We start from the raw sequence: 24,026 nt of genomic DNA, 5'->3' as shown, positions 1-24,026 counted from the left end.
TGTGACACTTGGTCTAGTTTTTAAAACTTAAAGAGCGTTGAAAAAACGCGTAGACCGGCGGCTTCTCCAACTAGCAACATCCCAAGAGCTATGGAGATAAAACCTACAGCGTATTCCAATCTCCTACCCCAAGAAGCCCACTTTATACTCTTTGTGGCACGGCTAGCCCCGCGCCTAAGCGTCTCTACAAGAAGATAAACTACGGTTGCAAGACCAGTAGCATATGCCAATGTAGAGACAAATAGCGCAAGATAATCTCTACTTAGCGCAGACGCAACAAAATTTGCCACTACAACCGCTCCAAAAAACGGCGCTATGCACGGCGTCCAAACGGCGCCTAGAGACGCACCAAGAGTTAAATCGCCTATCTTGCCAACGCCTCTTCTAGATGCCTTGTAAGCAGATGTCTGAAATCTAGAAGTCCACAATACAAAGGCCTTATTTAACCTTTCAACAACTAACACCAAGCCCATGGCGACTAACACAACGCCGCCTACGGCGTACAGCACCGTGTTGGTAACCTCCCCTATCCAAGAGGCTAGAGCTGTAACAACAGTTGCCAAAGTAGCAAAGGAAAGAACCATGCCTATTAACACCAGGGGAAGACTACGCCTCGCTAAATATGTCGTAGCTGCGATTGTAAGAACCGGCAAGACGCATGGCGAAAAGACACTCACAGCCCCCGCTATAAAAGACGCCGTGAGTTGTAAGACTAAAATAGGAGGTCGCATAGAAGGCGGGGAGGTTTGGAAGTTCTCGCCGTATGCCGCTTTTATAAATTTAAGGAATGTCGCCGGGTCTGTCGCGCCTATCATTATAAACGTGGTATGTATCTCCCCGCCTCTTACAAAACCCATTATGACTGTAGGGGTGCCAATCACCGGTATCTTCTGCGTGCCTGAAGTCTTTTGTACAAAGAGAGAACCGCCGTAGTATAAATATACTTGGCCGTCTGTCACTACATCTAAACTACGCAGAGGATATTTAGACAAGTCTATTGCGACTAGTTTAATATTTTCTAACGCCTTAACCACTTGGCCGTCGGTAAAAACTTGTGTTTTTAGATACATACAGCCGGGACAGTCGGGCTGATGTATAAAAATCAAGACAGGCCCCTCTCTAATCGCGTTTTTGAAATCTTGGCTTGAATAGACGTCTACAAAATGGAGCTGACCTATCTGTAGCGCTAGTATAAACGCGGATATTAACAATGGTACTATTAACGACTTCACATTTTTCAAACACGTCTACCATTTTAAAACGTGATTGTAGAAAAAATCGTCACGGGGCCCTTAGCCACAAATTCATACTTGGCGTGTAAAGACGATGTATGCATAGTGATAGATCCGGCAGACGCCGAGCCTATAATACAAGCGCTGAGACGGAGAGACATTGTCGCAGTGGTGGCGACGCATCTCCATTTTGACCATGCGGCCGGCGTTAGACGCGTCGTAGAGTTATTTAACGCCCCTTTCTACGCTCATCCAGCCGACTGGGCCGTATATAGGGAGATAAACGAGATGGCACTTGAATGGGGGTTTGAAATCCCAGATATCCCAGAGCCAAAGCCCATCCCGGATAGACTCTGGGTTTTTGAAGTGTGGCACACGCCTGGACACACGCCAGGGTCTATAACTTTGGTAGCCGACGGCGTTGTGTTTACCGGCGATACGCTCTTCAAGAGTTCTGTAGGTCGTACAGACCTACCGCTGGGAGATTGGGACGCTCTTGTACAGTCTATATGTAGGCTTTATACGCTCCCGAACTATTACGTAGTATACCCAGGCCACGGCCCTAAGACTGACATCGGCTCCGAGGCGTCTAAAAACCCCTTTATAAATATCTCCATTTGTAAAAGTGGGGTGCCCCGCAATCCATATTAACATTACTGCTATGAGAACACAATGCAGACTGCTGTAAGGGCAAAACTTTTGCAGTATCCTCCCCCTCCAATACTTACGCCACAGCTTATCACAGCCGTTTCGTTAATCTCGACAAGGCTTTACGGCCTTTTCGACCTCGGCGTCTTTATTGCAAAACTTGTTGAGTCTGGTGTACAGAAGTATGGCGAAAAACTCGACCCTTGCTGGCTATACATTGCGCTTCCAAACGGTTATAAACACTTCGCGTATTTCTCAAACGACGTCCCAGACGCTGTAGTATACGCCACACTTTATCCAGACCCCTACTTAGGGGCATTATTTATCGCGGCCTCTGGCAGAAGAGCTGCCTTTAGGCCGCTGGGAAACGACTATCTAGACGGGCTGTTTGAAACGCTAGCCCAAAGCGAGGGCTGGAATATTCACGTGTCTAACTACGTGGAGTATGAGGTATATCAAAACAAACATGTAGTAGACAAAGAGTGTATTGTAGAGAGACTAAAGGCGATGTTACCCAGAGAAGCAACGTATGAAAAAGATGCCTTATTAGGCGTCCTTGTGCCAACTATGCCACAGGCCTTGCTCACAGACCCCCAGCTGATGAAGATGATCTCGTTGGGTTTAATGGAATATAGAGAGACCACTATTGTACCGACACAACTACTGGTCTCTTTACTTGGAATGCTTTTTTAAGAAGGTAAAGAAATAGTGACGTGAGAGTAGTCATCCTTGGCGGGGGAATAGCGGGCGTATTCACTGCATATTTCTTCAAGAGAAGGGGCTTCGAAGTTATCGGAATAGGCGGCGAGGTTACATATCCCACGGCATCTCTAGTATTAACGCTATCTATGCCGCATAAAGAGGATGTGGAACTTGCCAAAAGAAGTCTCGAGATTTATAGAGAATTTGTAAACCCTAGAGAGGTTACGTCAGTAGATATCCTCCCGAGGTGGGTAGATTTATCTAAACTAGCCGTCCCCCACGAGGTTGTCGACGCGATAGACGGCATACGACTGAGCCAAGACGAGGTTGCTGTGATAACAAAAGACTATCTCATCCCTGTTAGAAAAGTCGTGACAAAATTAAGGAGGGAATTAGGTTTTGTAGACTCCTACGGGTTGTTGAAAATCAAAGATAGAAAAGCCTATGTAGTTGTAGATGGGGAGAGAGTAGAGGGTGACGTAGTGGTATTAGCAGCTGGGTATAGAAACAATATATTGGCACAAGAGGCCGGCGTATCTCTCCCACTGGCCCCTTATGAATGTTACGCCGTGGTATATCTAGTTGGTAGAAAAGTGTGGAGATATAGCATCGGCGATTATATACTGGGTTGGTATGGAAGACCTCTTTCGCCTCCTCTATATATAGCTGGAGATGGCTGTGGACGCTATGGACAAGGGCCGCCTCCTGGCTATATGCAGAAAATCACCAACTTGATAAGACAGAGGGTGGGACATGTATTTCCGCTCTACTTAAAGACTGGGTATTGTGAAATAGGCCCCCACGGAGGGCCCATCTATGGCAAGCACCCGGAGGTAGAAAATCTCTATGTGATAGGGGGGCTCGATGGCTATGGCAGCATGGTTGGACCTGCGCTAGCGGAGCGGCTTGTGGAATTAATCGCCGGCCGTGGGGTGGAAGATGTCTATAGACTTGAGAAATACTTTGGTATACAAGTGTCTAACCCGTGCAATCTAGCTGAGCGACACGATTGGAGCGCCGTTTTACTACGTAATGCTTAAAAAGATGGAGAAAAAGTCCAACGTGGCTAAAGAAAGAGAAAAAATGATCCTTATCTCCTTCCACGTACCTCAATCATATGTAGAGATTTTAGACGAGCTTGTAAAAATGGGGTTCTACCCCAGTAGAAGCGAAGCTATTAGGGCGGCATTGAGAGAGCTTTTAAATAGATATAAACTAAACGGCGTCTAAAATTTATAGCCCCAATTTGTCCCACACCCGGTGAATGGGTTAGCATCGGCGCTTATAGCCACTCTGGCTTTTTCTATAAACGCGCCGCTTGTACACGCTGCGTCAAAGAAAGGAGCAAACTCGTTTGCCCTAGTGGCCATAAGAAATATCACAGCGCTTTTATTACTTCTGCCATTTGCAGATTTTAGAGTGGCTCTATCTACCCTCCTTGTCGTTTTATCTTCTGCAATTTCCGGACCGGGCCTAGGCGACTACTTCTACTTTAAAGCGATATCGCATAGCGGAGTAGCTGTAGCTGTGACTATAGGCTACACCTATATTTTCACGACACAGTTTTTCTCTGCACTAATGGGAGTAGAGCCGGTGAGATCTGGCGCTTTACTAGGCGCTCTTTTGGCGTTTCTAGGAGTTGTGATTACATTAGGCGGCAGACCTAGAGGCCCTGGCGTATTATACGGATTTATAACATCGCTGTTGTGGGGTTTTGCATCAGCTCTCTTAGGAATGGCGGCAAAGGAAACGTCGCCGTATACAATCGCCGTGGTTAGATCTGCCGTGTTAAGTCTAGTCTTTATTCCATTTTCAAAAATCCGCACTATCTCTACATCCGGCTTGATATATGCCGTCTTATCTGGCGCAATAGGCCTGGCCTTGGGCTCTCTTGCGTTTATCTACGCAATGGCTTACGTCGGAGTTGCAACTACCGTCATAACTACATCTCTAACGCCAATACTCTCTCAAATTTTTGACAGAGCTATCAACAAGACCTCTATCTCTCCAAAATATATATTAGGCGCTTTACTAGTCGGACTTGGAATTGCCACAACTGTGATGATTAACTAGACGGCTGATGTTTGAAGAACTGACGACGGGCTGAATATTATGTCTGTTTCTTTAACTCTGCTAATTTCCTGTTTATCTCGTCTAGCAACTGATCTTTTGTCTTCCCCTCGGTTGATATACCTAAGGATTTTGCCATCTCGACAATTTTCTGGTCTATCTCCTCCCTCTTTTCAACTTTCCTAGGCTCCTCTTCTACGCCAGAAGCGGCCTTTCTAAACTCCCTAATGGCCTCTCCTAACCCTCTCGCTAGAGAGGGCAGTTTGGAGGGGCCCCAGATGAGAATTATGACGATAGCTATAAGAACAACAAGCCACTCTTGTCCGGCTAATATTAAGTACATAAGCCTTAGTGAGCAGTCCTTTATTAATTTTATGCCGTCTCTCCCTAGGCGCAACAGCTTAGAGACTTTCTCCTAGCCCACGCCTTCACCGGTATCCAAGAGCGTGGGGGGTCATCGGGCATGGGAGACGGCGATGTGGCCTTTTCGTGAGTGCCTTGAGGTAACAAATCGGGGTACTTTCCGCGAAGCTCTTTGTAGAGGGCCTTCCTAAGCGTAATGCAGTCCTCCGTTCTGTTTTGAAAGTCCCACAAATTTGGCCACGATTTCCCTATACGCCCTTTCGAATCCTTAAGGGTGTTGAACTTACACCAGCCCCAACCACGCGCTAAAGACAGCGACAGCGCGGTCAACGTGTACATACCCTCCTTCTATTTCTTCCGCCGTTTTTGCCACGGTTATGCTTTTTACCGCCTCCCTTCTCTTCTTCTCTCACGAGAAGATGCGGATTTAAAGGTAGCTGAAACGGCGGTGGGGCTTTTAGGGCTGGCGGCACACGCCGTCTCCGGCGTAGGAGCGCTTGGGCTGGGCCACTGGAAAGTAACGACACACTTACGCCGTCTATAACCCAAGTAGCTTTTTAATATCGACTTCAGTAAGTTTTGTGGAATCTAAACCGCCTCGCGACAAGGAAATGCCTCTGTGGGAACATTTAGCCGAATTAGGCACGCGGCTTAAACGTGTGCTTGTAGCTTTTGCCGTAGTTTTTATCCTCATGTGGATGCCCGCCCCAGATCTAAGCGGAGGAAATCCGTTGAGTATAGCCACTTCTTTTTTCATAACTGGAGAGTATAACCCATTTGCATATTGGGTATTTATGCAATCTATTAACCCACTTTTAGAGGGTCTCAACAGAACTGGGTATGTTAGAATTGCTTTGATCGCCGGCGAGGTATGGAATCCGCTTGCGGCTGTAATGTACTCCTCGCTTTATCTAACGGCACTTGTGGTATTTCCATATTTCATATATCAAATGTGGCTCTATATACAACCGGCTCTCTACCCACACGAAGAGAGAGTTGTGAAAAAGTATCTATGGATTGCCCTACTTCTATTTTATGCCGGAAACCTCTTCGGGATATTGATCATATATCCCTCCCTCTTTAGATTTGTCGTAGGTCTAGCACAAGTGATTAAGGTAGAGCAGATCTTCAGCGTGGCGTCTGTGGTAAGTACTTGGATCCAGATTGCTTTCTGGACTGGAGTGATCTTCGAGACGCCCATTGTGATGGCTATATTGTCTGAGATCTGTCTCTTAAATCCCTGGACGTTAGCAGAATACAGGCCGTTAGTGTATGCGGCGGCGCTAATTTTAATTGCCATAGTGACGCCAGATACTACGCTCATATCTACATTTCTCACGTTTATACCCTTCGCTATACTTTTTGAAATTGGACTAATCTGGAGCAGGAGGATTGTCCGCAAGTGCCCCGATGTTCAACGTCGGCGGTAAAGGCCGTATAGATAGAGGAGTTTTGGCGTAGAGGACCAACCGCCGGGCACTTGTTTTATAAAGCCCCACTTGGCTAAATAGCCGAGTTGCCATGTCGTGATGTGGTCAAGGATATAACTATGGCTTAAAACGCTTTGAGAAGCCAAATCTTCGAAAAAGTCTATATCTAGGTTTAATATTTCGCCTACGCGTTTTAACGCATCCCAGAACCTTGGTTCTGTAGGTGTAGAGTTTTCTTCGACTGTAGCTTTAGAAAGCGTGACCTCGCCTCTTCTAATTGATACATCGCCTGGCGTTTTTATATAACGTTCCCTTAGATAGGGCGGGGCAGATGAGTGAAATATTATGTCGCCAGGTAACTCGAGGGGTTTTACAACTATTAACTGCACCTCTGCGCCGAGCTCTTCTGCACGTTCTGCCAAAAAATGGGCGTATTCCCCATAGCCATAGCGGAGATCCACCGCCACTGGGGCAATACCTACTGACAACACCGCAAGTGTTGCGACTATGGGGTCTGGGCGTGGGGTAAAACAACTTCCGGCGGCTACGCCGTATGGTAATATGCGGGCTAGCCACATATCCTCAAGTGGTAGTTGTCCAAATAACAAGACGTTGTCAAGGACGTCAAGTCCTAAGTCTATTTGGTCTTGTAGAGCGCCAAATATCTCCACACCGTATATTCTTTTGACAGCTTTGGCAAGTATGCAGAAGGAGGAGAGACGTGGAGAGGGCGGCGGGTTTTTACAACGTGGCGAAACAATTGCGCGTACATCTCCCAAAGTATGTATTGACTCGCTATAGTCTACTATTTGTAGAATCACAGAGTTTTTATAAAGTCTTGCATTTTAAAAGCCATGAGTGTCGTAGGTATCAGGTTTGATTATATACATGCTGAGAGATTTGGAGCCCCGCCTCCAGGCGCACAGTTACAAATGAATGTACAAGTTATGATAGAGGGAGAGAGAGCTGTAAAAAGAGGTGGCACGATAGAGTTGCCATTTACGGTAAGCATAGCCTCTAGCCCAAGTGTAGTTACAGTGACTATCAGAGGCACTGCAGTGATACAGGGCGAGGTAGATGTGAAAAATCTCCCGCCGCAAGTGGCGGGGCCTATAATGCAAGCCGCCTTGTTTGAAGCGGCGCTTGTCATGAGGGAGTTGGGCTTTCCACCGCCGCTTCCCATACAGCCGCAGTCACAACAGACGCCGCATTACGCGTGATGAGCCAACCCCGGCACTGAGTTGTGAAGTAGTTTTAGAATGCTGATATATCTCGTACTACTCTCGCGCGCAGTTTATGCATTAATGTGGTTCTACATCGCGCCTGTGCTACCTATGATGTTGAGAGAGTTTAACGTAGACCCAGCTTTAGCGGGTGTTTTACCTGCGGTTTTTATAGTTGGCGCAGCAACGGCACAGCTACCGGCAAGTTTTATAGGCGCCAAATTCGGTCATAATAAAATCGCCGGAATTGGCTTGATAATCTTCGGCATATCGTCTATAGCCGTCGGCCTCTCCCCCAGCTGGGAGTGGGCGTTGTTTTTTAGGGCACTGGGCGGCTTAGGCGCTGGCCTCTTTTTTTCTACAGCAGGCGCTGTGCTTATAGTTCTTAAACCTGACGCCGTTGGTTCTATCCTAGGTTGGTATAACGCTTCTTTTAACCTAGGCGGCTTTCTGGGTTACTACTGGGGCTATGTAGCGTCGTTAGTCGGATGGCGTATTGCAATAGCAATACCAGGGGTTATTTCGGCGGCTTTCGGAGCTATGCTTTTAAAAAGCGCGAGCTTAAAAAGTGAGACATCTATCAGTTGGAAAACTAGTGTATTTGGCCTAGCATCTTTCCCCTTCTGGGGGGCCGTATATGCAGCTAATAGTCTCACAGCTACGTGGCTACATTTATTCCGCGGCATAGAAGAGAGTTATGCAGGCGCAATTTCGTCGGCGTCTATGCTGTCGGGATTTTTCGGCGGGATGTTTGGAAGGCTTTACGATAGAACAAAAAATAAAAGACGCTTGCTACTCTACACTCCGATTTTCGCATCTATTGCATATTTAGCAATGCCAGATACGCCAATAGAGGCGGCGCCTCTTCTCGCATTTATATACGGGGCTTCATTTTCTGCATACATAACCGCTGTATATGCCACAGCATCAAAGGTTTCTAGAAATCCTGCATCTGCCCTAGCCGTAATCAATGTTATAAATATGGCTCTTGGTCTTCATTTTAGCTACGCTTTCTCTTTACTTATGGCCTTTTCGCCTACATATCCCTGGCTTCTACTTTCGGCACTAGCTTTTTTATCTGCTATAGCGACATATATAGTTATAAATATGCTAAAGATTTATTAATATTTCGATTAACACAGAAAGTGAGAGTAGTTATAGCGCTGGGGGGCAATGCGTTTAATCAACCTGGCGAGCCTATAAATCAGGAGACTCATTTAAAAAACGTCAATCTAGCGGCAAGAGTAATTGCTAAAGTCGTACAAGAGGGACATCAAGTCGTTATAACACATGGCAATGGCCCACAGATTGGATATCTTGCCGAATTACAGAGGGGAGATGGGGCGTTTAAACTAGACGTCTTAAACGCGGCGACCCAAGGTATGTTAGGCTACTTTATAGTTTCTGCTCTCGACGGGTATTTAGGCTCTGGGAGGTCTGTAGCTATTGTTACCCGCGTAGAGGTAGATTGCAACGACCCCGCTTTTAAAACTCCGACAAAACCTATAGGGCCTGTGTATTCTGAAGAACAAGCTATTGAGTTAGCGAAGAGATACGGCTGGATATTTAAACAAGACCCGAGGGGAGGGTGGCGGCGGGTTGTGCCATCTCCTACACCACGTAAGATCTTAGAAGTAGATGTGATAAAACAGCTTTTAGAAAGCGGCTATGTCGTAGTTGCAACCGGCGGAGGCGGCATACCTATGTGTAATGGCGTAGGCGTAGAGGGAGTTATAGACAAGGATTTAGCTTCTTCATTACTAGCAATAGAGCTGGGTGCAGATTTCCTCGTCATACTCACAGATGTAGATGGCATTTATATAAACTTCAAAAAGCCTAGCCAGAGGAAGCTTGACGTTGTAAGAGTAGATGAGCTGGAGAAGTATATGTCTGAAGGACATTTTCCGCCGGGCTCTATGGGGCCTAAGGTACAGGCGGTTATAAATTTCGTACGTAAGACTGGCAAAAAAGCTGCTGTTGGCGCATTAGAAAGAGGCTATGAAGTGTTTAAGGGGATTAGCGGCACTCAGGTTGTGCCGTAGAATTCGCTAAGCGGCTTCTCAAACTCCTCACGTCTTTGTAAATCTCTAATTTTCACAACGCCTTTTTCAAGCTCCTTTTTCCCTATAATTATCAAATACCTAGTGCCTATCTTTAGTATATACTCGAAGACTTCTTTTAGGTTCTTCTCGCCGAGTTCTACCACAACACTGTAGCCGGCGGAACGGAGTCTCTTTGCTATAGCAACTGCGTGTGGATACGCGTCGTCGTCAAAGATATATATGTAGTAGTCCAACGGCTTCTCTACGCCTTCAAGTCCCACTGCCTCCATTAGTCTCTCCACGCCTATTGCAAAACCGAGAGCCGGCATTTTAACGCCACTGTAGAGCTCTAAAAGGTCGTCATAACGTCCTCCGCCTCCTACAGCTAGTTTGTACTCTCCAGCAAATGCCTCAAACACCATGCCTGTGTAATAGTCTAACCCTCTGACTATAGACATATCAAATCTAAATTTGTCTAGCGATACGGCAGCTTCTAAATATTTCAATAATTTGTTATAGAAAGACCCCAGGCCGCTGTCTAGTTTAGTTATGACATTAACCGCCTCATCTATCGACATCTCCTCGGCTATGTCATATATACGCTCTGCCGTATCAAGCGAAACGCCGCCTTCAGCCATTAACTTTATCACCTCTTCTCTTGAGAGTTTAAGCTTCTTATCTAATGCACGGTAGATGACATCTCTATATGCAGAAACTCCTAATCTCTCAAGCAACTTGTCTACAACTCTTCTATCGTTGATTTTAACAATATAACTCCTTGCACCAACTGCGTCAAGAGCTTGTGTAAATACTTGAAGCACTTCAGCGTCCGCTCTAGGGCTCGCCGAACCTATTAGCTCTATCCCAAATTGATAAAACTCTCTATATCTGCCGTGTTGCGGTTCGTCGTAACGAAATACCTTAGTGAAATAGTACCACCTTATTGGTCTGGGAAGGCTGAGGTTATAAGAAATGACACGGGCAATAGGGACCGTCATGTCGAATCTAAGCCCTAGGTCGCGGCCTGCTTTATCTTTGAAGTAGTATATCTCATTCACCACTTCTTGGCCGGCTTTTTTCGCAAGTACTTCAAAATGTTCTACCACAGGTGTTTCAACTCTCCTGTATCCAAAGGCCTCAGCTACTTTAGACAACGTCTCCTCCATATGTCTAAGCGCATAAAACTGCGGCGGAAGCCAGTCTCGCATACCGCGTGGGGGTCTTCTTAAATAGTCTGGAAGGCCGCTCATAAAACCACCCTCTCTACAACTTCTCGTGATATATAGACTCCATGTTGTTTCACAGTAGATATAATCCTTGGAAATAGCTTGTTAGACATGCCTATATACTCCGGCGGCGTAACACCAGGTTCTAGCTCTTTTATTACGTATTGCATAGCTATTGCAACGCTCCCAGTGGCTATCTGCATAGCTGTCCACCTGTCGCGAGACTTTACCAAGACCTCGTACTGTATCTTCTTGTCGCCTCTAGTTCCAAATACACGCATATATACTACGTCTGGGACGTCGAATTTAAGCTTGGAAAGAACTGTCGCAGTTACTAACCGCGGAGGTGGCTCTCCGCTTTCATCCATGAGGCCTAGGTCGCGGAGTAGGCGTATTTTTTCAACGTGGCCTGGCCACCTAAGCGTTTTTTCGTACATTGTTGATACTCTGTCTGCTAGGGTTTTTAGGAGTGTACGAAGTCCGTCGGTATAAAAAGCTTCTAATTCGCCTATCGGCGAATGTATATACTCAACTTCGTTAAGTGGGTCGACGGATGTCACCTCGCCGTTTTTTAAAACTCTGGCTGGTCGTGTGTACTCCTCTACCAGATCGAGCGGGTTCCATGTAACCGAGTAGCCGAGTGGACCTACGGGCTTTTCAGGTATGCCACCTACGTAAATACCTAGTTCGTCTACTCTATCTAACTCGGCCGCGAGTCTCCCAGCCAATATGTTGCTAAGGCCGGGGGCAATTCCGGCGTCTGGTATATATCTCGCGCCACTTTTAACTGCGATTTGATGTAAAGAGAGGGGGTCCTCTGCGTAGTAGGAAATATCTATTGTATCAAGCCCAGCTTCTAGCGCTCTCTTTGACGCCTTATATGCGATACTGCCTGGCAACGCGTTTATTACTAAATCGTAGCCGCCCAGAGGCGTCTCTAACGCATCTTGTTGTAACGCATTTGGACACGCCTTTGCTTTATCAACTACTACAACATCGTGTTTTGTCGAAAGATAGTCATATACGTATCTACCTATATTTCCACAACCTAGAACTAACACTCTCACATTGCTGGAACTGGTTGTTAGTATTTATATTATCACAACTGAGAACTGCCCTTCAGGGCGGGAAGAAGTCATAACCAAAGCCGGCCCCTCTTTACCCCACGTCGAACAGCTTGATGATCCGGCGAGAGACTCCGCTATGCAGATCCCGCTCTTCAAAGCGAGGAAGGGGACGTCATAAAGACTGTTAACTCAGAGAGAATGTAGTTAACAGCGTAGCCTGCTATAACGCCTATTAGATAGGCTATGTATACCCAGACGCCAAGTATATTTAACGCTAGCGTCGTTATGTAGTTTGTCGCATTTCCAGCCGCCGTGGCCACGTGGTACCTCAGCCAGCCTATTAACGCCGGCGTCTTCCTCCCCGCGAAAGTCCAGAGGCGGTTCAATAGATAGTTTGAGGTGAGGGACGTCTCTATGGCCGCGGCGACTGAGAGGTGGGGCGGCAGTGGTAAGGCGTAGAGGACTGCCCAAGCCACAAAGACGCCGCTGGCGCCTACCGCGGCGAACTTTAGGGGGCGCCACTTGCTTAACCTAAGTAGTTGTCTTAGATAGTCTAACATGTGTCTAGTGCCTAGCTTCGACCGGCCGCGCGTCCTTAGGCCAAAGACGTAGGGCACCTCCACGACGCACCTCGGCTTGCACTGGACGAGGACATCTAGCAAGATCTTGTAGAGGCCGGTGGGCTTTATCTGAGCTAGACACTCTCTACTGTAGGCGAAGAAGCCAGAAACCGGGTCGCGGACCGCCCTAGCCTCGGGCAGTAGAAGTCTCGCGAGAAAGACGGCGCCTTTAGACACAATACGCCTGTAGAGAGACCAACCCCTGACCCCGCCGCCTTTCACATACCGCGACGCCACCGCCAGACAACCTCTCTCAGCGATCTCCGCCAACTTAGGCACTAGCTCAGGCGGGTGTTGGAGGTCTGCATCCATGACGACTACGACGTCGCCGCTCGCCCACTTGGCCCCCTCCGCCACGGCGCTAGAGAGACCTAGGCGGTTTTTTCTAGTGATGACTTTCACAGGGTACTTCTTTGCCAGACTTTTTGCCACTTCGACAGTTCCATCTAAGCTGTTATCATCGACAATGACAACCTCGTAGTTGCTACCTAACGCTTTATGAAGCCTTTCTATGAGTTCTCTTATATTTTCAGCCTCGTTATATGTCGGTACTATAACAGATATCATATTTTGGCCTATTTTTAAATAGCTATATTTAGTTGATTCCTAAAGGCATTTTTAAATGTAGTAACCGTAAAGTATTAATATGTTCTGTCCAACTACGCTGTGGATTTTAGACCTATTTTTGCAGAAAGAGTTTCCTTTGTATACGGAGCGAGCGGCACTGGTAAAACTGTGCTTATTTCTAAAGTGGCTTTTGACTTTGCAAAAGCAGGGAGGAGAGTTGTGTGGGTCACCTTTAACGAGCGGAGGAACACTTTACATGAGATGTGGAAAAGTTTCGGATGGAGAGTTGAAGACGTAGTAGTATATGACTACCCCTACGTGCCACAGTACAAAGAAACTCTCTTTAACCAAGTGATGGACTTAGCGTATAGGGAGAAGGCAGATGTCTTCATTATAGATGGTGTCGATGCCGTGGTATTTGATAGAGCTACGGCAGATGCCTTAGCAAAGACGGGACTCTACAGCGTTATAGGTATAGAGAATAAGTACAACCCGCTTGCCGATGTTGCAGACGTGATAGTAAAACTCGAAGCCAAATATGTAGATTATGCAACTATTAGGCGTGTAAAGATTCTAAAGGCTAGGGGGCTTGAAGTAGTCAAACCTGTCTACTACATGGCAATCCTTTCAACTGGCCCAGTTATATTAACCAATGAGGTTACGCCGTCTTCTGAACATAAATACGTCACGCCACCTGGTCTCATCTCGCATTTTGTAAAAGAGGTGCCTCTTGGGGCTCAAATTGCAGTATACGGCCCTCTCCAGAGTCTATCTGCCGCTGTTGTCGACTCTCCAAACGCCATAGCATATGTACATAAGCCGTATCAACTGGCTTTCTTCAAGAAAGCCAAACCGCGCCTTGTTTCATTAATGGAACATATGCGCCTAGAACATTACGCTCAGAAAGTGCTGTCTACCTACGTTATAACACTTGACGCAGAAAATATACAAAGGTGGTTCAGATCGTTTAGAGGGCCGGGAGCTGTCTGGGTAGATATCTATACATCAGTGCCTAGGCCCTCTGAGTACGACTATATATTTTATGTAGACAGAGAAAAAATACGCGTCGAACATTCGCCAGAGCCATTGCCACAGACGGAGCTCCGTTTCCAGTTCTCTTCGGGGTGAACCATATATAAGCTTTACCAATCGAGTTCGTTCCCTTAGCAAACCAGTGATTCACTACATTTTCACGTGGTGAACTTAATTTGACCCTTAAAAGACGGCGCTTTGTCGGAGAACTATGGATATCATAGCTATAGCCCGCGGCCCCACTCGTGGTCTTTACTTCGTCGTATCTGGCCCCCCAAAGTGTGGCCAATTGCCGGTTAAACTAATGGAGTTACCAACAGACATGGAACCCCCCTTCAGGGCTAGACTAGTAAAGAGTAGATATGGGGCGGTTTTGACCAATATAACAAAGATAGACTTCAACGGTTTTCTCTTAGAGAACTATGACCAACTTATCGAGGGCGAAGTCCATGGGAATGTCCTAGAGGGTGTGGTGTGCAATAAGAGAGTTAGAATAAAAATCTTGGATCCTACAGTGTCAGGTCCCGTATTAGCAGTCATACCGACTATAGGGAGGAGAAAGACCTTGCCAAATGTTGCAGTTACACTATTCGCCTATAGATTGCAACTAGTCTAATATCTCGTCTTCTCTAAACCAGAAACGTATCTCTCTTTCAGCCTCGGCTACACTATCTGACGCGTGGACCAAGTTGTAGACGACTCTGTCCTCCTCAGCGGCTAGATCTGGAGAGTCGCACGAATAATCCCCTCTGATTGTGCCAGGCGGCGCTATGTGTGGAGATGTAGGGCCTACTAATTTTCTCACTACCTCTACCGCTCTGTTCCCCTTTAGTACTAGTATAACTATGGGCCCAGAGGTCATATATTTAACCAAGCTCTCCTTAATCTTCTTGCCGACAAGCACCGGGTCGTCTGTACCGATCTTGCTACGCGGGTCTATTCCAAGCTCTTGATAGGCCTTTAGGAGTTTACTCCCTGCAGATCTATACCACTCCTCTGAAGAGGGGTAGAATTTCTCTATTTGTTCCGGCGTTGCTTTAATCATCTTCATCGCTACGATCTTTAACCCAACTTTTTCAAATCGTGAAATAATTTCTCCAACGAGGCCGCGTTGTACAGCATCCGGCTTTAAGATTACTAACGTCCTCTCAATGGGCATAGATCAACCTATTACACAAGCGTATAGACGATAAGCGGCATTATGACGCCAAGCGCTGTAGATATAAAAGCTGTGTAAGTCGACGTGATATTATCTGCCAGGGGGCCTGGCGCCTCTGCCACCATTCTTAAAACTCTCAAATAATACGGAGTTGCCATTGCGCTGTTTAAAACTACCCAAGCTACTAAAAATGCAACAAGCAAAGGCTGTGGATAGGCTATAATTAATAGCACCAGAAACAGTTTAGCCCAAAAGCCAAGTAGCGGGGGCAACCCCAGCAGAGAAAGAATGTTTAATATATTGAGGACGCTCTTCCTCGGGGGGAGTAGATCAGATATGTTTGTCGCTAGATAGCTAAAGACTCCGGCTTTTGCAAAACCAGAACTTAAAGCTTCAATCACTACCACAAGTGCGGCGAGGTCGACGGCTTTTATAGGCACGCCGAATATCTGTATGCCTGTGCTAGGTTCTCCAAGCCACCACACTAGGGCGACTGCGGCTAAGGCGTAAGACATATGGGCTATGGAAGAGTAGGCCATGATACGACCTAGTGTCTTAGCAGTTAGACCGGCTACATTTGCTACAAACATAGATGATAACGCTACTATTAACGCTACAAGACCTATTTCTCTAGTAGCAGAAACCGATTTAAATATCGCAAGTAGAACAAAAAGCGCCGTGACTTTACTAAAAGCAGCTAAAGCCGCAACTCCCCTAGGAGAGCCGAGGGCATAGGCGTCTACAACCCATGCATGGAAGGGCACGATGCCTAGTTCAAACATAAAGCCGAGGACTGTTAGATAGAGTCCCTGAGGCCAACCAGAGGCGGCAAGCATATAGCCTGAGACTATAAGCACCTTGCCCACGCCTGAAAATACCAAATATTTCACAGCGCCTTCTATATTTTCTTTGCTCTTATCCATAGCCAATAGGCCATATACCGCGGCGGTGACTAACGCCAACGCAACTAGCCCATAGACTACAGACGCCGAGCTGTAGTAGACATAAGCCGCAAGCAACGCGCTTGTAACAGAGACAGCCAAGGCGACTCCAAACGATTTTAAACGCCAGTCTAGAGATAGCGCAAGAGCCACAACTGAAATTATTACTCCCACGGGAAACCATAGATATATAGATAGGACTAGTAAGATAGCCGATACGCCAGCCGTGATATAACGACCATCTATTCTCAACGCCAGTGGAGATGTGAGAGACACTGCGAGTATTAGGTATGTGAGGAAGTCTATCATAGTGCCACCAAGAGGAGTAGTGTTATTAATATTCCCACTACGGTGTAGAAGATGTAAATACTTATGTTGCCTGTCACTAATCTCCTTACACTGTTAGACAGCATTTCGAAAACTCCGGGAATTACAGTGTGATATAACCCGTCGAAAAGCCCCTTGTCAAATACTACATATATAAATTTGGCAAACCAAGTGAATAAAAGCGGAAATACTCCATCGTATAAAATAGGCAGATAAAATCTACGATACGCCACCTCCCACAGCGGCTGTAGTGTCTCAGATTTAAAGCCTGGAAGCAGTACATATAGTATTAGGCCAATCAAGAAGCCTAGCAAGACTGCTATCAAGGCTTCTGTCAATGGGAATTTTACAGCTACGGCGAAGTAGCCTCCTAATGCCAAAGTAGCTATAGCTAGCGCCGTGTAGGGCAGCCACATTAAGACAGGCGCTTCGTGAACTTCTTCAGGCTCTCTCCCGTGGAGAAACGTCAGCCCTACCAGACGTAGACCATATATCGGTGTGAGAAACAGCAAGAGGTATAGTGCAGGCGCGAGAATATCTACGTGAGATATGTGCACAACTTCAAACACGTTTTCAAGCGCTAGGTCTTTTGTTATATATCCCACAAACGGCGGTATGCCTACCAAGCTTAACATAGAGAGGGCCATGGCTATCGCAGTTATCTTCATGTGGCGCCATAGTTTGCCCACTTCGCCGATGAAGCGTGTGCCCGCTTCGTGTATCACAGCGCCAAATCCCATAAATAGGGAGGCCTTAGACACCGCGTGGCCGGCTATGTGTAAAAAGGCGTAGAAGAGGAGCGTATGTAGAAGCTTCTCTTCGTGTAGGCCTAGCAAGCCTGCGGCGCCTGCCGCCGCGGCGATTATGCCGAGGTTCGCCGCCGTAGAGCCAGCCAGTACAAGTTTAAACTCCATAGAGGTTAGGGCGATTATTGTAGCTGTAAGAGCCGTGATTACGCCAATCGCCGTCACTATCCAGAAGTACAACTCGGAGCCGTGTACTAAGAGGAATATCGGCGTTGTTATTATCAACACGTAGACCCCGGCCTTTACCATAGTCGCTGCGTGGATTAGCGCAGATACGCTAGTAGGCCCCGTCATTGCTGTAAGAAGCCATTCGTGAAATGGAAACTGGGCGCTTTTTGTAAATGGCCCCAGGGCGAAAAATATAAGGGGAACTACGCCCAGAGCCTTTAGACTCTCTGAATGGAGTAAACCTGTAAGCGAAGCGGTGCCCGTAACTACGTAGAAGAGAGCTATCGCCACGAGGAAAAAGGAATCTCCAAAGCGCACAGTTAATATGGCGCGTAGCCCGGCTTTACTCGGCGTCCACCAGTAAGGCACGCCAAATACTCTCTCCTCTCTGCCCACCCATTTATCGTATTCATCGCGATACCAATGCCCTATGAGAGCCCAGGAGGCAAGCCCAACGCCCTCCCAGCCGGCTAGTAGGAACCAGAGGTTCTCTGCATATACCACCACTAACATAGAGGTGGCAAAGAAGCCAAAGAAGAACCAATACCACCCCGGCCTGTAGTCTCCCTCCATGTATTTGACAGAGTAGAGCGAAATGGCGGCTATTAGCCAAGCTACTAAAAGGCCCATGGGTATGCTAAATTCGTCAAGCCTAACCTCTATCTTAGCCCCTATTGATTCAATCCAATCTACACCATATACGCCATGTGGCGCTGTGAAAAAGAGATATGTTGCTAATAACGCAGATACAAAAGTGCCAAATGTCACTACCCAAGATTTGAATTTCTCGGAGTAGCTAAACAGCGATATTATAGAGGCGAGCAACGGCGTAAAAATAGTAAAGAGGATTACTTCCATAACTTCAGCACTTCTATGGTATTATATACGTTGTCTGCTAAAGCGCTTGAAAATGGCGGCAGTAGAAGTAATATAGAGAGAAGTGCCACAGCTACTATAGATGCCAACGCGATGTCTACAGGGCCTCTGCCCTCGTATTTATGAGGCCCGAAGAACACCACGCGGGTTGTGTTAAATGCGTAGATACCTGTAACAAGCAACATAAGTGCGTACGGGATGTAGTATGCGTAACTAGAACTGAAATACTTGGCGTAAGACACAGTCAGTATAATTTCAGACACCATACCTATTGTCAATATGCCGGCAAGGTTGAGAAAACCTACAATAGCGGCCCCTGCGAGCTCAGGCCGCCACCCGTATAGGCCCCCCATTTTCTCTATGTCACGTGTATGTAAATACATAATGAAATATCCGGCTGTCATAAAGAGCACCGCCTTGCCTAAGCCGTGGCTAAGGTAAAAAAGTGCCGCGGCTGTATAGCCATGTGGATTAAAGAGGGCTACCCCTAGGAGGAGGTACCCCATCTGTGACACTGTGGAGTATGCAAAGAGTCTTTTGATGTCTTTTTGGAGAAACGCCATCAAGCCGCCGTATATAGCTGTTGCAAGTGCGTAGTAGATAAGCCATTGCGTCAGCTCTGGGCTTGGCAGTATATACATGCCAACTGCAGCTACTATATAGCCGCCCACGCCGACTAGCACAGGCGATAGGAGTGCTGACAATGGAGTTGGGGCTTCCGCGTGTACATATGGAAGCCACATATGGACGCCGAGGGCAGCCATTTTGACAAGAGACCCTATTAGTATCAACAGAAATGCTACATAATCGGCGCCAAGATGTTTGACATCTATGAGAAGTGGCACGTAGTAGATCCCCCTTAAGTAGAGAAATAGAAAGCCGGCGAGTACTAATAACGCCCCCACATGCGACCATATTAAATACATGATAGTTATTCTAACTCTATCTCCATATCCATAATAAAGAATTTGGAAAAGAGATGCAATAAGTGCGATTTCAATAAAGATATATATCATAATTAAATTAGCTGCGACAAAGGCTCCGGCAAGGCCGCCGAGGAAAAAGCCGTATGTCAAATAGAAAATTGATGTATCTCTCCCCAACTCGTGGCTTCTGTGCTCCATATAGGGTGCCGAATAAAGGGCGACAAATATCCCAACTAGTGCAACTGTAAAAGCGAAAACTCCATTGAATGGAGTAATCTTAAACGCCAATATATCAAAGCCTTGGAATGTGCCCTCTGTGTAAATAACGCCGCTAAACGTGGTGTATCCAGAGATTACTAAAAGCGGTACTAACGCGATGGCAGATATATAGCTTGCCAAATATGTAGATTTCTTTGCTACAATATATGCTACAAGAGATAATGCCATAGGTATGAGTAAAGAGACCAGAATCATCATATTTCTCTCCCGCTTTTCATCACAGATATATCTGTTTCTCTTGTTAATATGTAATTGCGGTAAATCAAAGCAGCAAATATCGACGCTTCAGATACGGAGATCAGAACTAAAATTAAAACTCCGTAAAATGCTAATATCGGGTCTTTCGTAATAACAGGTGCTAAGATAACAAAGGCCCCTACTGTCGTAAGTTCTAAGGAGATTAAAATTCTCACGAGATTTCTGGTTATAGAAATGCTGTACAAACCGAGAAGAATTAAGATAAAGCCGGTAATAAATGTCTCTGTCATATCTTTTTCGCAACCTCTATACTTACTACAAGTGATATTGCGGCAACGCCTAGTAATAATATTACGACCATACGCAAATCAGTTGGCGCTGTGTAAGCGGTCGAAGGCTGATACGGCGTAACCCAGAGCCAAGATCCTAAAATCAGAGCAGCAAAAAACACCAGAGATGTCACTAGTATGTACTTAGCATCCCATCTCTGGACACCGCCGTACATAGCGGCTGTCATCATGACAAGTAACATCACGGCGCCAATATATATTACGAAAATTAGGAAAGCGGATGCAAATTGCGCTAAATAAGCATAGTATGCGCCAACTGCGCCTGCCGCGGCCGAAAGACTTATAGCCGAAAAAACGTTATCCTTAGCGTACACCGAAAGTATGCCGAAAAAGAGGGCTGCCAACAAGAGTAGTAGATCTATCATGATATTTCCACAAGTGACACCTTTAAAATATTATTGCTGCAATTTTACCTTCCTAGGTATTCCACTTACGTACTTAATAATTACTTTAGTAGGACTATGCATGTCTTGTATTTTCGGCGGCTCTCTCTCCATATCTGGCGTATATATCATGTCTTTGTAGTCATACCAAGCAAGTTCTTTTACATCAGTTGGGTACAACGCATCTGTAGGACAAACATCTATGCAGAAATGACACATAATACAGCGGCCATAGTCTATACCTGGATAGCGCTTCCCGTTCGGCGCTAGGTACATTTTTATCGCATTAGCAGGACATATGCGGGCACATATCATACAGGATGTACATTTCTCAGTCCACAGACCTATCCACCCCCTCATTCTTCCATATTCAAATTTCTCGTAGGGATAGTATATAGTTATACGTTCTGGCTTTATCAAATTTTTAGACGCTATATATAGTGCGTCAATAGTCGCTTTTACAACGGCGCTAAGTGAAAGTTTTTCTCTACTCATATAGATACCCCCAGAAGTCTTAAGACTATTGACCATATTATGGCCACAAATCCTAGCACAAGAAGACCCCTCCAACCGAATACAAGAGTGTGGTCAAGTCTGAGCACAGGCATTGCGGCTCTTAGAAATGCGAATAAAAACATCAATATTGTAACCTTTAGAAAGACCCACGCGGCCAGTATTAGGTGCCCAAATAAATCTTGCGGCCAAAGGCCTACGGCATAGCCGGGAAGAGCCCATCCGCCAAGAAATAGGAGGGTGGCGAGAAAAGAATAGGAGAAGGTAGCATAGTAAGTTCCGCCGGCAAAAGAAAGAACTAAGAATATGCCACCATAGTCACTGTAAGGACCTGTCGCCACGTCTCCTTCGTAATCCGCTATTTCAAAGGGAAAGCGTGCTGTTGCCATAGCGGTAGCTATGATAAACACAAGAAATGCCACTGGGTTAAGCAAAGCGCCAACGAGAAACGTCTGTTTTTTCACAATTTCTATCGGGTTTAATGTTCCATATAGAATTGCCATAGCGAGAAATGAAAGTATCAATGGAATTTCATACGCTGTTACCAAGAGCGCCTCGCGTACTGCCCCGATGTATGCAAACTTATTGTTTACAGACCAACCTATAACTATAACAGATACTGAGACTAGGAGGAGAATCACCAATGAAAACACTAAGCCGTATGGGAGTAGGTTGACATCTTTTATCAGTCTTAACTCTGGAGTTAACGGAAGTAGAAGAGATGCGCCAAATGCGAGAGTCACAAAGATTGCAGGTCCCCACGTAAAAAGGATCTTATGTGCTCCTTTTGGCACGATAGGCTCACTTATTATGAACTTAAACGCGTCTGCGAGTAGTTGGAGATAGCCGCCGAGCCAAGGCGAGACGTGGTAAGGACCTACGCGCATTTGTACTCTCGCCGCCGCTTTGCGTTCAAACCAAACTACAGTAAGTAGTACGATGCCAGATGCTGCAAACATGATTACAAAAAACCAGAGACGTTGTGAGAAAAGGAGGTTCCAGAGGTCCATAGTTATATTTGAACTTGACATATATTAAAATTATTACCTGTCTTGTTCCGGCGGGAAATATCCAAAGGAGCCGTATATTGCTGGAAGATCCATAAGCCGCGCGCCTATGAATGCCTTTATCATCGGGCGAAGGTTTTGCCAAGATGGTGTAGATATCCTAACTCTATATGGCTTTTCTGTCCCATCGCCAAAAACGTGGAAAAAGTAACGGCCGCGGCCACCCTCTGTTATCCCAACTCCCTCGCCTTGTGGAAGCATTGTAGTAAACAGTGCCCCTAACCTGATGTGTTCATTTGCTTTTTCTCTTTGTTTCGGCGGTATCCTATGTAAAAGAGACTCTCCTACCAGTGGCCCATCTCTTGGAGTCCTGTCTATGGCTTGTCTTATTATTCTTGCACTTTGTTTTATCTCACAGATTCTTACCAAAGTCCTAGCAAGCGAATCCCCCCCGTCCTCTACGCAAACCTCCCATTCGAATTCGTCATAAAGCCCGTATCTATACGCCTTACGGGCATCCCATTCAATGCCAGAGCCTCTGGCGCCCGGCCCAGTGGCCATGAGCTTTGCCGCATCTTCTTTGCTTAAGTAGCCGACGTCTTTAAGCCTATAGTAGCCGACCGGGTTCTTAATAACAAGTCTAATAAACTCATCTAATTTCTTCTCTAAATAGTTAAGAAAGCCCTTTGTCTGTTCATAAAAGGCGTCTGGAGGAGCTGTTCTCACGCCGCCAGGCAGTACCCAAGTTGGCGTTGTCCTAGAGCCCGTCACCATAGCCCACAACTGTACCAACAGCTCGCGGAGACCGAAACACCACATAAACCCAGTGGAAGACCCTATCATAATAGAGTGAATGCCTAGGTCGTATAGATGTGTTGAGATACGGCTTAACTCCCCCATTATAACCCGGAGATATTGCGCCCTGGGCGATACGTCATATTTAGTCAACTTCTCTATTGCAATTGCATACGCCCACGTTACATTTATTGCATCTGGTAATGAAAGTCTTTCGAATAGGGGGATGTTCTGTATCCAATGTCTTGTCTCGCCCAGCTTCTCCATAGTGCGATGAACATAGCCTGGATCGGGCGTGACGTTTACAACTATATCTCCGTCAACCTCTACTATAAACCTGGTATGTCCCGAAGAGGGGTGTTGCGGACCCCAGAAAATATCTAAAATGCGACGGCCGCCTTCTAACTTCTCTTCTTTTAAAATAAGTCCGTACTCCTCTGACTTAATCATTAGGGTTTTGTATTTCTGAAGTATTTATCTATGAATGTCTGTATCAAGACGATGTTTCTCCTTATAATAGCTGTAGCTCTTTACGATCCTATACATTTGATCTCTGAAATCTTGATAAAACCTAGCCCAGCGGCTAGTTGTCGTTCAGTAATAATATTTCCAACAAGAAAGGCAAAGAACCTAGAGAAATTCCGTGGCGTAGTTGACTACGTAGTTGTAGACAATAAACATGACAAAGCTACCAGGGTTGAACTTAGGCTTTAAATATAGTGGCAAAGCGGGGACATTGACAACAGCTTTAAAGGGTATTGAGACGGATCTATATGTGTTTATACTTGGCGGCTTTGATTGGACAGTGTGGAAGCAAACCTAGATTTATGTATGGTGGGGCCATGTCTATGAAAAGGAAAGAGACCACAGAGGTCTCAAGAGTTGTCCAGTTGATTATATGGCTATTACCGCAGTGGCAGACGATGTCAAAGTTTTACCCCATCTGGCGTCTGTGGAACCGGCGGGAGATGCTTGGGAATTCTTTATCAGATAGGCGACAGCGGCTAAGATAGGCAACATAAAACTATGGGCTGTGGAGTTGTTCTACTAAGGGCTTTGGACTGCCGCAACCTTGC

28 protein-coding genes are annotated in these 24,026 nt (G+C 46.1%); 13 read left to right on the top strand and 15 right to left on the bottom strand.

From position 1 onward, the window contains the following. Positions 1-20: 20 nt before the first annotated feature. Positions 21-1,232, bottom strand: a complete 1,212-nt coding sequence (locus tag ACZ49R_RS00520; RefSeq protein ID WP_464733275.1) for a cytochrome c biogenesis protein — start codon at positions 1,230-1,232, stop codon at positions 21-23. Positions 1,233-1,262: 30 nt separating this feature from the next. Here ACZ49R_RS00520 and ACZ49R_RS00515 point away from each other — a divergent pair, with 30 nt between their 5' ends. The 5 genes from ACZ49R_RS00515 to ACZ49R_RS00495 are packed head-to-tail and all read left to right on the top strand — an operon-like array spanning position 1,263 to position 4,655. Then, the gene (locus ACZ49R_RS00515; protein WP_464733274.1) at positions 1,263-1,883 is read left to right on the top strand and encodes an MBL fold metallo-hydrolase; all 621 of its coding nucleotides are present in this window, start codon (positions 1,263-1,265) and stop codon (positions 1,881-1,883) included. Positions 1,884-1,904: 21 nt separating this feature from the next. After that, entirely contained in the window at positions 1,905-2,573 is a 669-nt protein-coding gene (locus ACZ49R_RS00510; RefSeq protein ID WP_464733273.1) for a hypothetical protein, read from the top strand. A gap of 20 nt (positions 2,574-2,593) precedes the next feature. Then, complete coding sequence (locus ACZ49R_RS00505; protein ID WP_464733272.1) at positions 2,594-3,622, top strand: NAD(P)/FAD-dependent oxidoreductase; 1,029 nt, start codon at positions 2,594-2,596, stop codon at positions 3,620-3,622. 22 nt (positions 3,623-3,644) lie between these two features. Beyond that, positions 3,645-3,812 carry a ribbon-helix-helix domain-containing protein gene (locus tag ACZ49R_RS00500; protein ID WP_167827678.1) on the top strand — a complete coding sequence of 56 codons (168 nt, stop codon included), beginning with the start codon at positions 3,645-3,647 and terminating at the stop codon, positions 3,810-3,812. A 30-nt stretch (positions 3,813-3,842) separates the two neighbouring features. Next, complete coding sequence (locus ACZ49R_RS00495) at positions 3,843-4,655, top strand: DMT family transporter (protein ID WP_464733271.1); 813 nt, start codon at positions 3,843-3,845, stop codon at positions 4,653-4,655. 37 nt (positions 4,656-4,692) lie between these two features. On the opposite strand, the gene ACZ49R_RS00490 is transcribed toward ACZ49R_RS00495, so the two are convergent. Next, positions 4,693-4,995, bottom strand: coding sequence for a Sec-independent protein translocase subunit TatA/TatB (locus ACZ49R_RS00490; RefSeq protein WP_053240464.1), 303 nt, complete (start codon positions 4,993-4,995; stop codon positions 4,693-4,695). Positions 4,996-5,596: 601 nt separating this feature from the next. Here ACZ49R_RS00490 and tatC point away from each other — a divergent pair. Beyond that, positions 5,597-6,445, top strand: coding sequence for a Sec-independent protein translocase TatC (tatC, locus tag ACZ49R_RS00485; RefSeq protein WP_464733270.1), 849 nt, complete (start codon positions 5,597-5,599; stop codon positions 6,443-6,445). Here tatC and ACZ49R_RS00480 read toward each other — a convergent pair. After that, positions 6,430-7,266: a hypothetical protein gene (locus ACZ49R_RS00480; protein ID WP_464733269.1), complete on the bottom strand. Its 837-nt coding sequence runs from the start codon at positions 7,264-7,266 to the stop codon at positions 6,430-6,432. The two genes, tatC and ACZ49R_RS00480, sit on opposite strands and share 16 nt — an antisense overlap. A 33-nt stretch (positions 7,267-7,299) precedes the next feature. On the opposite strand from ACZ49R_RS00480, the gene ACZ49R_RS00475 reads away from it, so the two are divergent. From ACZ49R_RS00475 to ACZ49R_RS00465, 3 genes are read left to right on the top strand one after another with little or no spacing between them, the layout of a single operon-like run. Then, on the top strand, positions 7,300-7,665 hold the full coding sequence (locus ACZ49R_RS00475; RefSeq protein WP_011763347.1) for a hypothetical protein: 366 nt from the start codon (positions 7,300-7,302) through the stop codon (positions 7,663-7,665). Between the two features lie 39 nt (positions 7,666-7,704). Beyond that, positions 7,705-8,793, top strand: a complete 1,089-nt coding sequence (locus ACZ49R_RS00470) for an MFS transporter (protein WP_464733268.1) — start codon at positions 7,705-7,707, stop codon at positions 8,791-8,793. Between the two features lie 20 nt (positions 8,794-8,813). After that, positions 8,814-9,710 carry a carbamate kinase gene (locus tag ACZ49R_RS00465; RefSeq protein WP_464733267.1) on the top strand — a complete coding sequence of 299 codons (897 nt, stop codon included), beginning with the start codon at positions 8,814-8,816 and terminating at the stop codon, positions 9,708-9,710. Here the strand turns inward: ACZ49R_RS00465 and hisS are convergent. From hisS to ACZ49R_RS00450, 3 genes are all read right to left on the bottom strand, one after another. Next, positions 9,695-10,960 (bottom strand): histidine--tRNA ligase, encoded by a 1,266-nt coding sequence (gene hisS / locus ACZ49R_RS00460; RefSeq protein ID WP_464733266.1) that lies wholly within the window; start codon positions 10,958-10,960, stop codon positions 9,695-9,697. The genes ACZ49R_RS00465 and hisS overlap by 16 nt on opposite strands. Continuing rightward, on the bottom strand, positions 10,957-12,003 hold the full coding sequence (locus tag ACZ49R_RS00455) for a saccharopine dehydrogenase C-terminal domain-containing protein (protein ID WP_011763350.1): 1,047 nt from the start codon (positions 12,001-12,003) through the stop codon (positions 10,957-10,959). The genes hisS and ACZ49R_RS00455 overlap by 4 nt, the downstream gene beginning before the upstream one ends. A 152-nt stretch (positions 12,004-12,155) precedes the next feature. Next, positions 12,156-13,190, bottom strand: a complete 1,035-nt coding sequence (locus ACZ49R_RS00450; protein ID WP_464733265.1) for a glycosyltransferase — start codon at positions 13,188-13,190, stop codon at positions 12,156-12,158. Between the two features lie 99 nt (positions 13,191-13,289). Here ACZ49R_RS00450 and ACZ49R_RS00445 point away from each other — a divergent pair, with 99 nt between their 5' ends. Together ACZ49R_RS00445 and ACZ49R_RS00440 are read left to right on the top strand one after the other, a co-directional pair. Continuing rightward, positions 13,290-14,318, top strand: a complete 1,029-nt coding sequence (locus tag ACZ49R_RS00445) for an RAD55 family ATPase (RefSeq protein ID WP_464733264.1) — start codon at positions 13,290-13,292, stop codon at positions 14,316-14,318. A 115-nt stretch (positions 14,319-14,433) separates the two neighbouring features. Beyond that, complete coding sequence (locus ACZ49R_RS00440; RefSeq protein ID WP_011763352.1) at positions 14,434-14,838, top strand: hypothetical protein; 405 nt, start codon at positions 14,434-14,436, stop codon at positions 14,836-14,838. Here ACZ49R_RS00440 and ACZ49R_RS00435 read toward each other — a convergent pair. From ACZ49R_RS00435 to ACZ49R_RS00395, 9 genes are read right to left on the bottom strand one after another with little or no spacing between them, the layout of a single operon-like run. Further along, positions 14,830-15,381 carry a nucleoside-diphosphate kinase gene (locus tag ACZ49R_RS00435; RefSeq protein ID WP_464733263.1) on the bottom strand — a complete coding sequence of 184 codons (552 nt, stop codon included), beginning with the start codon at positions 15,379-15,381 and terminating at the stop codon, positions 14,830-14,832. The two genes, ACZ49R_RS00440 and ACZ49R_RS00435, sit on opposite strands and share 9 nt — an antisense overlap. 11 nt (positions 15,382-15,392) lie before the next feature. Further along, positions 15,393-16,631: a proton-conducting transporter transmembrane domain-containing protein gene (locus ACZ49R_RS00430; protein ID WP_464733262.1), complete on the bottom strand. Its 1,239-nt coding sequence runs from the start codon at positions 16,629-16,631 to the stop codon at positions 15,393-15,395. After that, positions 16,628-18,481, bottom strand: coding sequence for an NADH-quinone oxidoreductase subunit 5 family protein (locus tag ACZ49R_RS00425; RefSeq protein WP_464733261.1), 1,854 nt, complete (start codon positions 18,479-18,481; stop codon positions 16,628-16,630). The genes ACZ49R_RS00430 and ACZ49R_RS00425 overlap by 4 nt, the downstream gene beginning before the upstream one ends. Beyond that, positions 18,472-19,902 carry a complex I subunit 5 family protein gene (locus ACZ49R_RS00420; protein ID WP_464733260.1) on the bottom strand — a complete coding sequence of 477 codons (1,431 nt, stop codon included), beginning with the start codon at positions 19,900-19,902 and terminating at the stop codon, positions 18,472-18,474. Before ACZ49R_RS00420 ends, ACZ49R_RS00425 begins: the two co-directional genes overlap by 10 nt. Beyond that, positions 19,899-20,192 carry an NADH-quinone oxidoreductase subunit K gene (locus tag ACZ49R_RS00415; RefSeq protein ID WP_464733259.1) on the bottom strand — a complete coding sequence of 98 codons (294 nt, stop codon included), beginning with the start codon at positions 20,190-20,192 and terminating at the stop codon, positions 19,899-19,901. The genes ACZ49R_RS00420 and ACZ49R_RS00415 overlap by 4 nt, the downstream gene beginning before the upstream one ends. Then, a complete protein-coding gene (locus ACZ49R_RS00410; protein ID WP_464733258.1) occupies positions 20,189-20,617 on the bottom strand; it encodes a hypothetical protein in 429 nt (142 codons plus the stop codon). Before ACZ49R_RS00410 ends, ACZ49R_RS00415 begins: the two co-directional genes overlap by 4 nt. Before the next feature lie 30 nt (positions 20,618-20,647). After that, entirely contained in the window at positions 20,648-21,130 is a 483-nt protein-coding gene (nuoI, locus tag ACZ49R_RS00405; protein ID WP_464733257.1) for an NADH-quinone oxidoreductase subunit NuoI, read from the bottom strand. Continuing rightward, positions 21,127-22,158, bottom strand: a complete 1,032-nt coding sequence (gene nuoH, locus ACZ49R_RS00400; protein WP_464733256.1) for an NADH-quinone oxidoreductase subunit NuoH — start codon at positions 22,156-22,158, stop codon at positions 21,127-21,129. Before nuoH ends, nuoI begins: the two co-directional genes overlap by 4 nt. 33 nt (positions 22,159-22,191) lie before the next feature. After that, positions 22,192-23,400 carry an NADH-quinone oxidoreductase subunit D gene (locus ACZ49R_RS00395; protein WP_464733255.1) on the bottom strand — a complete coding sequence of 403 codons (1,209 nt, stop codon included), beginning with the start codon at positions 23,398-23,400 and terminating at the stop codon, positions 22,192-22,194. Positions 23,401-23,451: 51 nt separating this feature from the next. Here ACZ49R_RS00395 and ACZ49R_RS00390 point away from each other — a divergent pair, with 51 nt between their 5' ends. Both ACZ49R_RS00390 and ACZ49R_RS00385 read left to right on the top strand, forming a co-directional pair. Beyond that, on the top strand, positions 23,452-23,664 hold the full coding sequence (locus ACZ49R_RS00390; protein ID WP_464733254.1) for a hypothetical protein: 213 nt from the start codon (positions 23,452-23,454) through the stop codon (positions 23,662-23,664). A 59-nt stretch (positions 23,665-23,723) separates the two neighbouring features. Beyond that, entirely contained in the window at positions 23,724-23,963 is a 240-nt protein-coding gene (locus tag ACZ49R_RS00385) for a hypothetical protein (RefSeq protein ID WP_464733253.1), read from the top strand. The last annotated feature ends 63 nt before the right edge of the window (positions 23,964-24,026 follow it).

This window comes from Pyrobaculum organotrophum, assembly GCF_055384425.1.
Note: the sequence above shows the minus strand (reverse complement) of the source record. Positions and strands in the feature narration are given on the sequence as shown.

Coding starts and splice junctions, on each gene's coding strand:
- ACZ49R_RS00510 (WP_464733273.1), top strand. CDS start 1,905: ATGCAGACTGCTGTAAGGGCAAAACTTTTGCAGTATCCTCCCCCTCCA.
- ACZ49R_RS00490 (WP_053240464.1), bottom strand. CDS start 4,995: ATGTACTTAATATTAGCCGGACAAGAGTGGCTTGTTGTTCTTATAGCT.
- ACZ49R_RS00475 (WP_011763347.1), top strand. CDS start 7,300: ATGAGTGTCGTAGGTATCAGGTTTGATTATATACATGCTGAGAGATTT.
- ACZ49R_RS00470 (WP_464733268.1), top strand. CDS start 7,705: ATGCTGATATATCTCGTACTACTCTCGCGCGCAGTTTATGCATTAATG.
- hisS (WP_464733266.1), bottom strand. CDS start 10,960: ATGAGCGGCCTTCCAGACTATTTAAGAAGACCCCCACGCGGTATGCGA.
- ACZ49R_RS00450 (WP_464733265.1), bottom strand. CDS start 13,190: ATGATATCTGTTATAGTACCGACATATAACGAGGCTGAAAATATAAGA.
- ACZ49R_RS00440 (WP_011763352.1), top strand. CDS start 14,434: ATGGATATCATAGCTATAGCCCGCGGCCCCACTCGTGGTCTTTACTTC.
- ACZ49R_RS00435 (WP_464733263.1), bottom strand. CDS start 15,381: ATGCCCATTGAGAGGACGTTAGTAATCTTAAAGCCGGATGCTGTACAA.
- ACZ49R_RS00430 (WP_464733262.1), bottom strand. CDS start 16,631: ATGATAGACTTCCTCACATACCTAATACTCGCAGTGTCTCTCACATCT.
- ACZ49R_RS00425 (WP_464733261.1), bottom strand. CDS start 18,481: ATGGAAGTAATCCTCTTTACTATTTTTACGCCGTTGCTCGCCTCTATA.
- ACZ49R_RS00420 (WP_464733260.1), bottom strand. CDS start 19,902: ATGATGATTCTGGTCTCTTTACTCATACCTATGGCATTATCTCTTGTA.
- ACZ49R_RS00415 (WP_464733259.1), bottom strand. CDS start 20,192: ATGACAGAGACATTTATTACCGGCTTTATCTTAATTCTTCTCGGTTTG.
- ACZ49R_RS00410 (WP_464733258.1), bottom strand. CDS start 20,617: ATGATAGATCTACTACTCTTGTTGGCAGCCCTCTTTTTCGGCATACTT.
- nuoI (WP_464733257.1), bottom strand. CDS start 21,130: ATGAGTAGAGAAAAACTTTCACTTAGCGCCGTTGTAAAAGCGACTATT.
- nuoH (WP_464733256.1), bottom strand. CDS start 22,158: ATGGACCTCTGGAACCTCCTTTTCTCACAACGTCTCTGGTTTTTTGTA.
- ACZ49R_RS00395 (WP_464733255.1), bottom strand. CDS start 23,400: ATGATTAAGTCAGAGGAGTACGGACTTATTTTAAAAGAAGAGAAGTTA.
- ACZ49R_RS00390 (WP_464733254.1), top strand. CDS start 23,452: ATGTTTCTCCTTATAATAGCTGTAGCTCTTTACGATCCTATACATTTG.
- ACZ49R_RS00385 (WP_464733253.1), top strand. CDS start 23,724: ATGTGTTTATACTTGGCGGCTTTGATTGGACAGTGTGGAAGCAAACCT.